We start from the raw sequence: 15,472 nt of genomic DNA, 5'->3' as shown, positions 1-15,472 counted from the left end.
TTTCCGGTCACTCATATACTGAAAAGGCAGGAAAAATCCATCATTCCACTATAACATAAAGTGAAACTTTGATCAGTGAATCTCACTAGTTATAAGTTGAACGAATTAGGATAATCCAAATTGGAATGGGAGGTATACATCTTTGAACCGAAACTTACTATATATGATATTACGACTCATATTTGTCATTGTAGCAACGGTAGTTGGGTTCTATGCATTGCTGTACATGTCAGGCCTTATCTACCCTTTTATTATCGCTTTTGCATTCGCTTATTTGATTAATCCTGTCGTCAATTTCCTTAATCAAAAACTACAATTCCCTCGCGCATTAGCGGTACTCGTTAGCTTAATTCTCGTATTCGGAGCTATCGTTGGACTTGTTACATACCTTGTAACTGAAGCAATATCTGCCACAACGTACTTACTACAAATTGTTACAGTAAAGTTTCCAGATATCGTTGCATTCGCCCAACAATTTGCACTTAATCATATTATGCCTCTCTATGATGATTTAATCTCTAAATTTAATCATCTCGGAGAACCACAGCGATACACTATTACACAAAACATTCAAAACTTAGGCACCGAAGCAACGACACAAATGAAAGAACTTTTAACCGCCATTATAAGTGGGTTAACAAATTTCATTAGTGCATTACCAACAACTTTAACTGTCCTTGTCTTCGTCTTATTAGCCACCTTCTTCATTAGTTACGATTGGCACCGTCTTGCTCATAAAGTAAGAAAACTTCTACCTAATCGTTTGCATGGATACGGAAAAACTATTTTTGTCGATTTAAGAAAAGCTTTGTTTGGTTTTGTTAAAGCGCAACTTACACTCGTATCTATGACAACTATCATTGTACTAATCGGCCTTTTAATATTACGCGTGCCATACGCAATTACTATCGCGATTATTACAGGGGTTGTAGATTTACTCCCGTATTTAGGAACTGGAGCCGTATTCGTTCCTTGGGTTATATACGTATTTTTCACAGGCGATACTGCATTCGCCATCGGTCTTCTCATCCTATACATCGTCGTGATTGTCCAAAGACAAATCATGGAGCCAAAAGTACTTTCATCTAATATTGGACTAGATCCATTAGCGACACTCATCGCTCTATTTGTCGGCTTTAAGCTCTTTGGTTTTTTAGGATTAATCATCGGTCCAGTCATATTAGTACTACTTAATACATTACACAAAGCTCATGTATTCCACGACTTATGGAAATTCATTAAGGGTTCACCATCAAAATAATATTTCCTAATTCATACACAATAAAAAATCAACTGTAATCAGTGGGAAATTCCCACTGATTATTCACTGTACTTTTTTGTACTACCTACATCTATAAGAGAATTTCCTAAAAAAGGATAATCCTCTTATTTTTTTGCATGAAAACGCATATTTTAGGGGAAAAATACATTTTTATTCTATATATTTCATAATTATTACTTACATTTATTACTTTTTATGTAAATGAATAAATATACAAAATAAGGCAGGTGAACCCTTTAATCAGTAATTTTTCTTCTCCTGTCTAACTTCTGCTCACTAGTCGAATCTTATTACAAGCAAAAAACATCATCCTAATGTAACACTTTTCATTCACAAGAACCCTCTGCATCCTATCGCTTAATAACTAACAAAAATCCAACCCGAGCAGGAAGCTAACAATTGACTATAAGTGGCAAATAAAAAAATAACGCGTAGATCGCTATAATCTACGCGTTATTTCTGAACAATAATAGTAGTTCTCTTTCTAAATTTCCAATCAATCCACTTCATAACAGCCGGCTTCAATAAAGCCCTCGTTATAGGAACAACAAAGATAAAACCTATTATATCCGTCACATATCCAGGCAGTACTAAAAGAATACCTCCTACGAATATAAAAATACCATCTAGAACCGCATCACCCGGCATTTCTCCTCTATTTAACCTAAATTGAATCTCTCTAAGTACTTTAAACCCTTGTCGTTTCGCCAAATATACACCCACAATACCCGTAAATGCAATCATAGCGAACGTAGACCATAAACCTATTACATGACTCGACCCTATTAACACCGTAATCTCAATCGCCGGCACTAAAATAAGTAAGAACAGTAACCACTTCATAGCTCGCACTCCTTCACATTTCATTTAAAAGGTTTGAAAGTATCACCCTTGCAAAACCCCTTATAAGCCCCTTAAAACGCCCATACAAGCTTCATAAAGGACAAATAACCCTCTTCCACTAAACGTTATAATAAACGTTTTTCAAAGCGATTTCAGGTATTTAAAGCTACCTCTATCCTTTTTTGTGTAAAAAAAAAGAGAAGGACTCCGATCCTTCTCTCCGTATTACTTCTTATAGCACTTCCGCATGTCCATTATAAACAATTCCGCGTGCTGCATCAACTGTTACTTCTTGGCCATTTTTTAAAGTTGTTGTTACGCCGTTTACACCAACGATAACAGGAATACCGATTGATACACCTACAACAGCTGCATGGCTTGTTAGACCGCCTTCTTCTACAACTAGAGCAGCAGCTTTTTCAATTGCAGGAATCATATCTTTATCTGTGCTTGTTGTAACAAGGATATCACCTTTGTTTACGTTCGCTACAGCTTCAGCAGCTGTTTTCGCTACAACTACTTTACCTTTTGCAGATTTACGACCGATCCCTTGCCCTTTAGCAACTTTTTCACCAACAACGTGGATTTTCATTAAGTTTGTTGTACCAGTTTCAGCAACTGGAACACCAGCAGTGATTACTACAGTATCTCCAAGTCCGATTAGACCCGCATCCATACCTGTTTGAATTGCTGTATCTAACATTTCGTCAGTAGAAGCTGCACGTTTCTCAGACATAAATGCTTGAACACCCCAAACAAGTGCAAGACGGCGTCCTACTTGCTCGTCAGATGTTACAGCTACGATTGGAGATTTCGGACGGTATTTAGAGATCATTTTCGCAGTATGTCCACTTTCTGTTGGAGCTACGATTGCAGCTACATCAAGAGCAAGTGCTGTATGCGCAACAGATTGGCTAATTGCATCTGTAATTGTTGGAGTGAACTCTTTAATACGTTTTTTGAACATATCTTCGTATTGTAATGATTTTTCAACACGTACTGCAATGTTCGCCATCATTGTTACTGATTCTACTGGGTATTGACCCGCTGCAGTTTCACCAGAAAGCATGATTGCATCTGTGCCATCGAAGATTGCGTTTGCTACGTCACTTGCTTCCGCACGAGTTGGACGTGGGTTACGTTGCATAGAATCTAACATTTGTGTTGCAGTAATAACTGGTTTGCCTAATACGTTACATTTTTTGATTAGACGTTTTTGTACTAATGGTACTTCTTCTGGTGGAATTTCTACACCCATATCACCACGAGCAACCATTAAACCGTCAGAAACTTCTAAGATTGAATCGATGTTGTCGATACCTTCTTGGTTTTCGATTTTCGGTATAATTTGGATGTATTGAGCGTTATGCCCTTCTAATAATTCACGAATTTCTAATACGTCAGATGCTTTACGTACGAAAGATGCTGCGATGAAATCAACTTTTTGCTCGATACCGAAAACGATATCTTGCACGTCTTTTTCAGTGATACCAGGAAGCTTAATGCTTACGTTTGGTACGTTAACACCTTTTTTATTTTTTACAGTTCCGCTGTTTAATACTTTTGTACGGATGTTTCCGTCAGCTTTCTCGATTACTTCTAGTTCGATAAGACCGTCATCGATTAGAATACGAGAACCTGGATCAACATCATCATAAAGACCAGCATAAGATACAGAGAACTTCTCTGCAGTTCCTAATACTTGTTCAGTAGAAAGAATTACTTCTGCACCTGTTACAAGCTCAGCTTGTCCGTCTACGAAGTCATGTGTACGGATTTCTGGACCTTTTGTATCAAGTAAGATACCAACTGTTTTACCAGTTTTCTTTGAAGCTTCACGAATATTTTTAATACGAGCTCCATGCTCTTCATGGCTACCATGAGAGAAGTTTAAACGAGCAACGTTCATACCCGCTTCCATTAATTGCTCTAATTTCTCAATACTTTCACTAGCAGGACCTATAGTACATACAATTTTAGTTTTACGCATATTGCACCTCCGAAAATTATGAAACCGTTCCCAAATACAAGGCATTAAGCCAATTAGATAGATAATTCTTTAGATAATTGATACATATCTTTATCGATTGTATGCTTTTGAGCTAACGCTTCGATAATGTCATGATCAACAAGTTTATTATTTTGAATACCAACACAACGTCCGCCATTACCAGCAATTAATAATTCAACTGCTCTTGCGCCAAGACGACTAGCTAATACACGGTCTTGTGCACTTGGTGATCCACCACGTTGTACGTGACCTAATACAGTTACACGAGTATCAAAGCTTGTTGCTTCTTCAATGTGCTTACCGATGTCAATTGCACTTCCAACACCTTCAGCTACAACGATAATACTGTGCTTTTTACCACGTTCACTACCGCGTTTTAGACGAGCGATAACATCATCCATGTCATACTTCTCTTCTGGAATTAAGATAGTTTCTGCACCATCAGCTAAACCAGCCCATAATGCGATATCTCCAGCGTGACGTCCCATTACTTCGATAACATATGTACGTTCATGAGATGTAGCTGTATCACGGATTTTATCAATTGCATCAATAACAGTATTTAAAGCTGTATCAAAACCAATTGTGAAGTCTGTTCCAGGGATATCATTGTCGATTGTACCTGGTACACCTACACATGGGAATCCTTGCTCAGTTAATTTTTTTGCGCCTTGGTACGAACCATCTCCACCAATAACGACAAGTCCTTCAATACCATGTTTCTTTAATTGCTCGATTCCTTTTAGTCGTACTTCTGGGTCTTTAAACTCAGGACATCTTGCTGTATATAATTTTGTACCACCACGGTGGATAATATCGCCAACAGAACCAAGTTCTAATTTTTCAATATGACCAGAAATTAAACCAGCGTATCCATGGTAAATACCATATACTTCAATATCATGGAAAATCGCTTTACGAACAACTGCACGAATGGCAGCATTCATACCAGGTGAATCTCCACCACTTGTTAATACACCAATACGTTTCATTTGTACTCACCTCATAAAGATTATTTGCCTTATAATAAAATAACACGAAAAAATACAAAAACACAATGGAGAAGATGTGTCTTTTCATAATAAAAACGTGCATTCGCGAAGAGGAACGCACGCTTTTCTTATTTTATCCCAATGGAAGCGTTTGAAAACGAAACTTGCCCAATTTTCATATATTTTTCATAACGTTTTTCGATTAATTCATCTTTCGAAATTCCGCTTAATTGTTCAAAAGTTTTCTTAAACATTAAATCTATATTTTCTGATTGTTTCAAAATATTACGATGTGCTCCGCCTTTTGCCTCTGGAATAATTTCGTCAATTACACCTAATTCTTTCAAATCTAATGCTGTAATTTTCATCGCTTCTGCAGCTTCTTTTGCTTTACCAGCATCTTTCCAAAGAATCGCCGCCGCACCCTCTGGTGTAATAACAGAATAAGTGGAATTTTCCAGCATATGAATGTAATCTCCTACTCCAAGACCTAACGCACCACCGCTACCACCTTCACCGATAACGATACAAATAACAGGTACAGTTAAACCCGCCATTTCAAATAAATTACGGGCAATTGCCTCACTTTGTCCACGTTCTTCAGCTGCTTTACCAGGATAAGCTCCCTTCGTATCGATGAAACAAATAATGGGACGACTAAACTTTTCCGCTTGTTTCATTAGACGCAGTGCTTTTCGATATCCTTCTGGATGAGGCATCCCAAAATTACGACGAATATTTTCTTTCGTATCTTTTCCGCGTTGGTGCCCAATTACAGTTACGGGCATCCCCTTATATTTCGCAATGCCGCCGACAATCGCTGCATCGTCGCCAAATAGGCGATCTCCATGACATTCAAAAAAATTAGTAAATAAGTGCTCAATATAATCGAGCGTTGTCGGTCGTTCTGCATGACGAGCAATTTGAACACGGTCCCATACTTTCATATTGCCGTATATATCTTCCTCTAGTTTTTCTAGCTTGTCTTCCAAAATACGAATCTCCTCACTGAAGTCCATCTGGCTGTTTTTCGTATAGTCTTTCAGTTCACGAATCTTATTTCTTAGCTCAACAACTGGTTTTTCAAATTCTAGCTCTGCCATACAGCCATTTCCCCCCCTTGATGAACTTCTAAAATCTTACGGAGTGATTCTCTCATATCATCACGATGCACCACCGCATCTAATTGACCGTGCTCTAGTAAAAATTCTGCCGTTTGGAAATCTTCCGGTAGTTTCTCACGCACTGTTTGTTCAATTACGCGTCTACCAGCAAATCCGATAAGTGCACCTGGCTCTGCAAGATTGTAATCACCAAGTGAAGCGAAACTCGCTGAAACCCCGCCCGTCGTTGGGTGAGTCATAACAGAAATAAATAACCCTCCTGCATTACTATGCTTTTTCAAAGCTACGCTTGTTTTTGCCATTTGCATTAAACTTAATATCCCTTCTTGCATACGAGCACCACCCGAAGCAGTAAAGATAATAAATGGAACTTGTAAGTCGTATGCCTTTTCAACCGCACGGGCAATTTTCTCTCCTACAACAGAGCCCATGCTACCCATTCGAAAACGAGAATCCATTACTGCAACAACAACAAGCATGTCATCAATTGTTCCTTCACCAGTTACAACCGCTTCATTCAATTTAGTCTTCTTACGATCGTTTTCTAGTTTCTCTTCATATCCCGGAAACTCAAGTGGATTTAGTGAAACCATCTCTTTGTCATACTCACGAAATGAACCTTCGTCCAATATACTATCAAGGCGTTCCCATGCATTCATCGGATGATGATATCCACAATTCACGCATACTTTTAAATTTTTAAGAAGCTCTTTCGTATACATGATTTTTTTACATTTCGGACATTTTGTCATAACGCCATCTGGTACATCTTTTCGTACTTGTTCTGAAGGTATTGCAGCGTACTTTTTCTTTTTCACGAATAAATCTCTTAGCACAATTTGACCCCCTTCATTGAGAGCTAAGGTTAGCGTAAGAAGAAAATGGGGCTAACACCAATGTTTGATGTTAGCCTTATCTTCTCAATCTGTCTAATAACCTCTCTCTTTACGTTTAACTTTAACCGCTATGCGGTAGAATGTTTGTCATAACGTGTCATGGTCATTTCGACAAATTTTATACATTACGAGTGAAACTGTATATTCTCTACTAATTCATCGTAAATTTTTAACGCATCATTTTCTTGTTTCACTTCCAAAGTAGCATAAAGCTTTCTATACATTTCGATAGAATCTCCTGAAACTTCACAAGAAAGAGTTGCAACGTAATCATTTACGATCATCCAAATGCGATAGAGTAAATAATTATTGAATTGTTCAATAAGTGTTTTAAAGAACGTTTGATGAAGCACCGGAATTGAGCTTTCATTTTCTTCAAGCACTTGGTGTAATTTACTTAGTACTTCAGAAAACGTTTCTTTCGGTAAATTACATACAAGTCGAATCATATCTTTCTCAAGCAATCGTTTTGTTTGTAATAAATCACGAATTGTTTTCTCATCTTGCAGCAAGAACGGAGCAATTAATTGTACAAGACCGTTATCGTAAAAGTTTCGAATAAACGTTCCCTCACCACGTCTCGTTTCAATTAATCCTACCAGTTCTAACGCACGTAATGCTTCTCTTACAGAGGAACGTCCAACATTTAAGCGTGAACTTAACTCACGCTCAGATGGCAAACGATCCCCTGCTACTAAACAATCCTCTTCCATAATGGAACGGATTTTTTTTACAATTTCGAGATATACTTTTGTATTTGATGATGTCAATGGAAATTCCTCGCTTATTCTTTACCAATCAGCGCTAATTGTTTTGTTTTCTCAGCGACTTCATTTGGATCTACTTGACGGCGAGCTACTCCTGTCTCCATTGCTGCTTTCGCAACGTAAGCCGCTACTTGAGGCGCTACACGCGCGTCAAATGGTGCTGGAATGATATGATCTGCATTCAACTCATCCTCTGATACAAGCTCTGCAATGGCCTGTACAGCTGCCATCTTCATTTCTTCATTAATTTGTGTCGCATGTACATCAAGTGCACCGCGGAAAATACCTGGGAACGCTAGTACATTATTTACTTGGTTCGGGAAGTCAGAACGACCTGTTCCAACAACAGCTGCGCCCGCTGCTTTTGCCAATTCTGGCATAATTTCTGGAACCGGATTCGCCATTGCAAAAATAATTGCATCGTCATTCATTGTACGAACCATCTCTTCAGTTAATGCACCTGCTGCAGATACACCAATGAATACGTCCGCACCTTGTAAAACGTCAGCTAAAGAACCTTCTATACGACTCTTATTTGTATATTTTGCAACTTCATCTTTCACCGAATTCATACCGACAGGACGACCTTCATAGATTGCACCTTTACGGTCACACATAATAACGTCACGTACACCATAGCGATATAAAAGTTTAATGATTGCAATACCTGCTGCACCTGCACCATTTGCGACAACTTTAATGTCAGACATTTTCTTTCCAACTAACTTCAGCGCGTTCACAAGGCCTGCTACTGTTACGATAGCTGTTCCGTGTTGATCATCATGGAATATTGGAATGTTTGTCTCTTTTTTCAAACGTTCTTCAATAACGAAGCAGTTTGGCGCTGCGATATCTTCTAAGTTTACACCGCCAAAAGTTGGCTCCATTAATTTTACAGTTTCAACAATTTTATCTACATCGTTTGTATTTAAGGCAATCGGGAATGCATCTACACCAGCAAAGCTCTTGAATAATACAGCTTTACCTTCCATTACTGGAAGAGATGCTTCAGGTCCAATGTTACCAAGACCAAGTACAGCCGTTCCATCTGTCACAACTGCTACCATATTTCCCTTCATTGTATATTCATATACCTTACTTTTATCGTCATAAATTTCTTTACAAGGCTCTGCAACCCCTGGAGAATATGCAAGACTTAAATCTTTTGCATTTTCTACTTTTACTTTTGATACAGTTTCTAATTTTCCTTGATGCACTTTATGCATGTGAAGTGCTTCTTCACGAAGTGTTGACAAACTATCCACTCTCCTCAAATTATGCTTGCTGATATCAATTTCTCCAAGTGGTCTGACCACGAACACTACTACTATAATAATCGAAGTGTAGGGAGATTGTCCATTATATTTTCACAACGACATTTTCGTCACCGACAATTTCACGAAGTGCTCCTAGACATTCTTCACTTGGATGAATCGATAAACTTCGAGATAATTGTACCATTTTATGTTCCTTTTCATAATAAATTAGTACTTTCGTAAAACCTGAATAATCAAACAATATTTTCGTAACTTGATTTACAAGCTTTTTTTCATATTGAGACGGCAATTTCACGTAAACAGACGCTTCTTTCATCCCTTCATAAACATCCATTTCTTCTAGCGGATATAGTCCATTCACGATCCATTGCAACTTATGATTTCTTTGCTCGATCGTACCATCAACTAAAACGATTGCACCTTCTTGTAACCTGTCTGAAAAATGTATATACGTTTCTGGAAAAATAACGGCTTCCATTTCATCATTTTGATCACAGAATGTAATAAACGCCATCTTTTGCAACTTTTTCGTACGAATAACTTTCACACTTGTTATATATACGATCGCTCTTTGTACTTTTTTCTTATGTCGCATCGCCTGAGCAAGAGATGGAATTTCTAATTCTTTTCCTAGCTCCGCATACTGCGCTGTCGGATAGCTAGATAAATAAAAACCGAGTGCTTCCTTCTCTTTATTTAACTGTTCAATAAAGGATAGCTCTTCTCCTTGTACGTATTTTGATTTCGGAACAGCATCCCCTAAATCAAAATCACGTGCAAGGTTTGCATACTCCAACGCTCCTTTAAGACTTCTCCATAACGTCGTCCTCGAAACACCAAAACCGTCAAAACAACCAGACCAGACAAACGCTTCTAAATTTCGCTCTGTTACAAATTTTGATGGCATACGAAGACAAAACTCAAATAAATCTTCGAACATTTTTTCCTCTCGTTCTTCGAGTAATGCCGTCACGGTAGCCATTCCGATATTCCGAATCGAAAGTAAACTATATCGAATCGCATTCCCTTCTATTTGGAAGTTGTAACCACTTCTCTGAAGAGACGGCGGTAAAACGTGAAAACCTTTCCGCTTCGTTTCTCGTACATACTGCACAATCTTATCTTCATTTCCAATTGCACTTGATAATAACGCAGTCATAAATTCCAGCGTATAATTTGCTTTTAAATATGCAAGCTGATATCCGATCATACTGTAAGCTACAGCGTGACTTCGGTTAAAACCGTAATTCGCAAATCTTACAATTAAATCATAAATTTGTTCTGAAGATGTCTCATCGTATCCGTTTTCCAAACAACCTTGAACAAAATGCTTACGTTCTTGATCTAAAATATCACGATTCTTTTTACTCACTGCACGGCGCAGCAAATCCGCTTCTCCAAGCGAAAATCCAGCTAACTTCGATGCGATTTGCATAATTTGTTCTTGGTATACAATTACGCCGTATGTTCTTTCTAAAATCGGCTTTAAATCCGGATGTAAATATTCAATTTGTCTTTTCCCATGCTTCGATTCAATAAAGGTTGGAATTTGTTCCATCGGTCCTGGTCTGTATAACGAGTTAACAGCGACTATGTCTTCAAATTCATTCGGTTTTAACCCACGAAGTACATTTCGCATACCACCTGATTCAAGCTGGAATACACCTGTTGTATCCCCTCTTCCTAACAATTGAAACGTCTTTTCATCTTGCAGAGGTAAATTTCTTATATCAATTTGTTTCCCAGTTTTTTCAACAATAAATTTTATAATATTTTCAAGTAACGTTAAATTACGTAAGCCTAAAAAGTCCATCTTGAGCAATCCAAGTTCTTCTAATGCATCAGCTGGATATTGCGTAACATAAACATCGTTATGCCCTTCTTGAATCGCTACACTTCCCGTTAACGGTTCTTGGCTCATAATAACGCCAGCTGCATGAATAGACGTATGACGCGGTAATCCCTCTACACGTTTTGCAATTTCAAACACACGCTCATGTAACAGATTCCCTTGTATAAACTCACGGAGCGATTGCGATTCCTCATATGCATCTCTTAACGTTATACCAAGCTTTGATGGGATAAGTTTTGAAAATATGTCAATATCTCTTGGCAGGAGCCCCATTACACGAGCAATGTCTCTAATTGCGGCTTTCGCTGCAAGAGTTCCGAACGTTACAATTTGAGCAACACGAAGCTGACCATATTTATCTTTCACATATCGAATCATCTCATCACGTCTTATATCTGGAAAATCAATATCAATATCTGGAAGTGTCACACGTTCAGGGTTTAAAAACCTTTCAAATAATAATTCATATTCAATCGGATCAATATCTGTAATTTCCAATACGTAAGAAACGAGTGAACCAGCTGCCGATCCACGGCCTGGCCCAGTTAAAATATGATTTTCATGTGCATATTTCATAAAGTCCCATACGATGAGGAAATAATCGCTAAATCCCATACGAGAAATAACATTTAATTCATGATTCAAACGTCCTATATGCGCTTCTTTCGGCGTACCATAGCGTTTCTGCAAGCCTTCTTCACAAACACGACGCAAATACGTATCACTCGTCTCGTTAGATGGAACAGGAAATTTCGGTAATTGATTTACATGGAAAGGAATTTCTACTTGGCAACGTTCCGCGATTGTTATTGTATTTTGAACCGCTTCCTCAGCATGAGAAAATAATGCTCCCATTTCATCCGATGACTTTAAATAATACTGATCCGTTTTCATTCTCGGTCTATCTGGATCAGTCATTTTCGTTCCGCCTTCAACAGATAATAAACATTCATGAACAAGTGCGTCACTTTGATTAATATAGCGAACATCATTTGTTGCAACGACTGGAACGTTTACCTTATTAATAAATTCAGGCAGTTTTTCTTGTAAAAGCAGTTCATCTTGAATTGCATGATGCTGCAAACTTATATAAAAATTGCTGAACATATTTTGATACGTATGAGCTACTTCTTCAGCCTGACTCTCTTTGTCTTCTAATAATAGCTGTTCAATCTCTCCATCTTTCCCTGGTGAAATTGCAATTAACCCCTTCGCATAATGAGCAAGCCACTTCTTCGGGATACCTTCTTTTGACTTCGTCATAATGCTGCTAGAGATTTTTAATAAGTTTTGATAGCCTAGTTCATTCTCAGCAAGTAAGACGAGTGGATAAGACCTTTCTTCTTCTTCACTAAAAATAGAAGCTGTTAAGCCGATAATAGGCTGTATACCATTTTTCTTGCATGCTTTATAAAACGGAATAACTCCATACATAACATTTTCATCTGTAATGGCCAGCGATGAAAATCCAAGCTCTTTCGCCCGAATGACAAGCTCATCAATTTTACAAGCACTTTTTAATAAACTAAAAACGGTTTGACATTGTAAATGCACAAACTTCACTGTTGTACCCTCTCTTTACCTATGTGACTACTTTTATTATAGGTGATGAGGAAAGCGGAAATCAAAACATACTTCTCATACTTTGTCCATATATATGAAGAAGAAAGGGGAATGACGATGGATGTAAGAGAACATACTTTTTTCTCTCTGCTTATTATTAGTTATTTTATTGCCTTTGGAGTTATACTTGGTGGTTCATTAATAGGCGGATTTGGTGCATTTCTCATCGGAAAACCAACTCTAACTTATATTAATCAATTCGCCCAAAATTTAAGAATTTGGGCACTCGTTGCAGCAATTGGCGGAACGTTCGATACCTTTTATAGCTTTGAAAGAAGCTTCTTTGGCGGAGATATGAAAGATATCGTAAAACAAATTCTCCTTATTTTTTTTGCAACTGGCGGTATGCAAACTGGTCTTATTATTATTAAATGGCTTACACAGGAACATGTATGAGAGTACCCAGTGCCAATACAGCCAAAAGGTGGTATTTAGTTTTAGCTGGCGCTGCTGTTGGAGGAGTTTTGAGCTGGTTTGTTTTTTTGTACATATACGGTGTTTTTCAAGAAGAACAAACTAGTAAAATAGCAGAACAAAAAGAAATTATCGAAAAACAAGAAGCAAAACTCCACGTCCTTCTCGAAGACCAAGAGAAATTGAACACAGAAAATAAACGGCTCTTAACAATTCAAGAAATCAAAATAAAAATTATAAATCGAAAAAAATATGATTTAGACAATCTTACACTTGAAAACATGACCACTTCTATCCATAATGATCTCCAGCATCTTTTAACGAAAAACATTCAAAGCATCGCAAAAAATAAAGACCTGCTCAAAAAAGTCATCGAAAATAAAACGTACAAACATTACGATCGTATATACCGCTTTAAAGTAGACACAGTCTCTTTTGATACCGTACTTGAAATTAGTATTGATATAGAGAAAGAAAAATAAAAAAAAGGAGGGCTTCAGTGCCTCTCCTTCTCTTTCGTTCAACATACAATTTTTATCTACACAGCTCACGTAAATCAGCAAACAGGCGATCTGCTTCTTCCCAAGAAGATGCTTTTGCACCAGAAGCCATCGGATGTCCTCCGCCATTATATTGCATTGCTAACTTATTAATAACTGGTCCTTTTGAACGAAGACGAACACGAATAACATCATCTTCCTCTAAGAATAGAACCCACGCCTTTAATCCATCAATATTACCAAGTGCCCCGACAACACCAGATGCTTCAGTAGAAAGTACATCAAACTCTTCTAGTACCTCTTTCGTTAATTTAATGTACGCTGCACCTTCTTCTACCATCGTAAAGTTTTGTAAAATATAACCGTTTAAACGAGCAATTTTTTCTTTCGTTTTATACATTTCATTGTATAAATCTGTGAATTTTACATCCATGTCAACGAGTTCACTTACGTAACGAAGTGTTTTCGCTGTTGTATTTGGGAATAAGAAACGACCTGTATCCCCAACAATACCCGCTAAAATAAGACGAGCTGCTTCTTTCGTTATCTGTAATCCTTTATCTTTTCCATAACTGTAAAATTCATAAATCATTTCACTTGTAGAACTTGCTGTCGTATCCACCCACGTAATATCTCCGTACGGGTCTTCATTCGGATGATGATCAATTTTAATTAACATCTTTCCTTTTGCATAACGCTGATCACAAACACGCTCTTGATTTGCTGTATCACAAACGATAACAAGTGCATCTTCATATACACTATCTTCAATATCATCCATTACTCGTAAAAATGCTAAAGAAGGCTCGTTGTACCCAACCATATAAATATTTTTCTCTGGAAACGATTCTTGCAGAATTGTACCAAGTCCGCACTGAGAACCTAACGCATCCGGATCCGGACGTACATGACGATGAATAATAATTGTATCAAACTCTTTAATTGCTCCTAAAATTTGCTCATGCATATGTATAATCTCCTTTTTATTCAACTTCTTCATTTTATCCCGCATTAACGTGTAGTAAGACTCCCACCTCAAAAGTATTAAAAACAATGGGGCAAAATTAATTTGGAGCCTGAATGCACGTAAAAGCCCGATTGGTGAGGGCTAATAATTAGTACTTGGGATCTCCCCACACTAATTAAAGTTTCACTTTATCCCCCATTATAACGGAAAACATTTCATACATGCGAACAATTGCTTTATAATAAAAATTAGAAAGTTTAGATTTTTCTTTTTTCTAAATTGTTATTTTTATACCAATCGATGGGAGCGTGTATTATGCCAATATTCGTCTTTTGTATTATCATCTCATTTGTGTTGTACCTCTTCTACAAAACAAAGTTCTTTCGTACAAACCGTCCAATGGAGAAAGGTTGGCTCTCAGGAAAATCCGCAATGGCACTCGGCTTATTCGTCCTATTCTTTGGGATAAACCAATTCTTTTTAGAACTTTCAACTGCACGCATTATCGTTGGTGTTTTGTTTATTTTACTTGGCAGCGCGAGTACATTTAATGGATTCCGCCAATATAAACATTTTCTACCATTAGCAGTCAAAGAAGCCGAATCTTATAAAACAACGTAAAAAAGCATCAACATTGTGATGCTTTTTTACGTCCCTTCACTTTCAAAATCATATATGCAACAAACGCAGATGGTATATTAAAGGGATTACCTTGCACGTGAAAATGTAATTGTTCTTCTTCAAAAGACATCTGTTTGTATAGTTCTTGCTGAGATAATCCTGTTCGTTTCTTTTTTTCATTTAATCCTTGTAAGTATAAGTATTGAATTGGTATCATCACAAGGAAATAAAAGAGTGCGATACCACCAAAAAAGAGTAATTCTGCTGACATATTGCATCCCCTTCCGACATCCATTATCTTAC

Annotated in this window: 14 protein-coding genes; 4 read left to right on the top strand and 10 right to left on the bottom strand. The window is 37.5% G+C overall.

Going from position 1 to position 15,472, the window contains the following annotated elements:
• Nucleotides 1-142: 142 nt before the first annotated feature.
• On the top strand, nucleotides 143-1,261 hold the full coding sequence (gene ytvI / locus MR155_RS22995; protein WP_002129361.1) for a sporulation integral membrane protein YtvI: 1,119 nt from the start codon (nucleotides 143-145) through the stop codon (nucleotides 1,259-1,261).
• Nucleotides 1,262-1,735: 474 nt separating this feature from the next.
• Here the strand turns inward: ytvI and MR155_RS22990 are convergent, their stop codons facing one another.
• The 8 genes from MR155_RS22990 to dnaE all read right to left on the bottom strand — a co-directional run bounded on the left by MR155_RS22990 (nucleotide 1,736) and on the right by dnaE (nucleotide 12,607).
• Entirely contained in the window at nucleotides 1,736-2,125 is a 390-nt protein-coding gene (locus MR155_RS22990; RefSeq protein ID WP_242311165.1) for an FxsA family protein, read from the bottom strand.
• A gap of 232 nt (nucleotides 2,126-2,357) precedes the next feature.
• Nucleotides 2,358-4,115, bottom strand: a complete 1,758-nt coding sequence (pyk, locus tag MR155_RS22985; protein WP_002088940.1) for a pyruvate kinase — start codon at nucleotides 4,113-4,115, stop codon at nucleotides 2,358-2,360.
• Nucleotides 4,116-4,168: 53 nt separating this feature from the next.
• On the bottom strand, nucleotides 4,169-5,128 hold the full coding sequence (gene pfkA, locus MR155_RS22980) for a 6-phosphofructokinase (RefSeq protein ID WP_000821164.1): 960 nt from the start codon (nucleotides 5,126-5,128) through the stop codon (nucleotides 4,169-4,171).
• 128 nt (nucleotides 5,129-5,256) lie between these two features.
• Nucleotides 5,257-6,231: an acetyl-CoA carboxylase carboxyl transferase subunit alpha gene (accA, locus tag MR155_RS22975; RefSeq protein WP_242311164.1), complete on the bottom strand. Its 975-nt coding sequence runs from the start codon at nucleotides 6,229-6,231 to the stop codon at nucleotides 5,257-5,259.
• Nucleotides 6,219-7,088: an acetyl-CoA carboxylase, carboxyltransferase subunit beta gene (gene accD, locus MR155_RS22970; RefSeq protein WP_002015500.1), complete on the bottom strand. Its 870-nt coding sequence runs from the start codon at nucleotides 7,086-7,088 to the stop codon at nucleotides 6,219-6,221. Before accD ends, accA begins: the two co-directional genes overlap by 13 nt.
• A gap of 185 nt (nucleotides 7,089-7,273) precedes the next feature.
• Entirely contained in the window at nucleotides 7,274-7,918 is a 645-nt protein-coding gene (locus MR155_RS22965) for a FadR/GntR family transcriptional regulator (RefSeq protein WP_002129364.1), read from the bottom strand.
• 14 nt (nucleotides 7,919-7,932) lie between these two features.
• A complete protein-coding gene (gene ystJ / locus MR155_RS22960) occupies nucleotides 7,933-9,141 on the bottom strand; it encodes an NADP-dependent malic enzyme (RefSeq protein ID WP_219303754.1) in 1,209 nt (402 codons plus the stop codon).
• A gap of 133 nt (nucleotides 9,142-9,274) precedes the next feature.
• Nucleotides 9,275-12,607 carry a DNA polymerase III subunit alpha gene (gene dnaE, locus MR155_RS22955; protein WP_242311163.1) on the bottom strand — a complete coding sequence of 1,111 codons (3,333 nt, stop codon included), beginning with the start codon at nucleotides 12,605-12,607 and terminating at the stop codon, nucleotides 9,275-9,277.
• A gap of 42 nt (nucleotides 12,608-12,649) precedes the next feature.
• On the opposite strand from dnaE, the gene MR155_RS22950 reads away from it, so the two are divergent.
• Nucleotides 12,650-13,063 (top strand): YtrH family sporulation protein, encoded by a 414-nt coding sequence (locus MR155_RS22950; RefSeq protein ID WP_002015507.1) that lies wholly within the window; start codon nucleotides 12,650-12,652, stop codon nucleotides 13,061-13,063.
• Nucleotides 13,060-13,563, top strand: a complete 504-nt coding sequence (gene ytrI / locus MR155_RS22945; protein ID WP_002088948.1) for a sporulation membrane protein YtrI — start codon at nucleotides 13,060-13,062, stop codon at nucleotides 13,561-13,563. Before MR155_RS22950 ends, ytrI begins: the two co-directional genes overlap by 4 nt.
• Before the next feature lie 52 nt (nucleotides 13,564-13,615).
• Here ytrI and MR155_RS22940 read toward each other — a convergent pair whose 3' ends face one another.
• The gene (locus tag MR155_RS22940) at nucleotides 13,616-14,548 is read right to left on the bottom strand and encodes a DHH family phosphoesterase (protein ID WP_242311162.1); all 933 of its coding nucleotides are present in this window, start codon (nucleotides 14,546-14,548) and stop codon (nucleotides 13,616-13,618) included.
• A gap of 315 nt (nucleotides 14,549-14,863) precedes the next feature.
• Here MR155_RS22940 and MR155_RS22935 point away from each other — a divergent pair, with 315 nt between their 5' ends.
• Nucleotides 14,864-15,169: a YtpI family protein gene (locus MR155_RS22935; protein ID WP_002138595.1), complete on the top strand. Its 306-nt coding sequence runs from the start codon at nucleotides 14,864-14,866 to the stop codon at nucleotides 15,167-15,169.
• A 7-nt stretch (nucleotides 15,170-15,176) separates the two neighbouring features.
• Here the strand turns inward: MR155_RS22935 and MR155_RS22930 are convergent, their stop codons facing one another.
• Nucleotides 15,177-15,440 carry a DUF3949 domain-containing protein gene (locus MR155_RS22930; RefSeq protein WP_113935720.1) on the bottom strand — a complete coding sequence of 88 codons (264 nt, stop codon included), beginning with the start codon at nucleotides 15,438-15,440 and terminating at the stop codon, nucleotides 15,177-15,179.
• Nucleotides 15,441-15,472 lie beyond the last annotated feature (32 nt).

It is taken from the genome of Bacillus cereus group sp. BfR-BA-01331, from assembly GCF_022663915.1.
Classification (GTDB): domain Bacteria; phylum Bacillota; class Bacilli; order Bacillales; family Bacillaceae_G; genus Bacillus_A; species Bacillus_A mycoides.
Note: the sequence above shows the minus strand (reverse complement) of the source record. Positions and strands in the feature narration are given on the sequence as shown.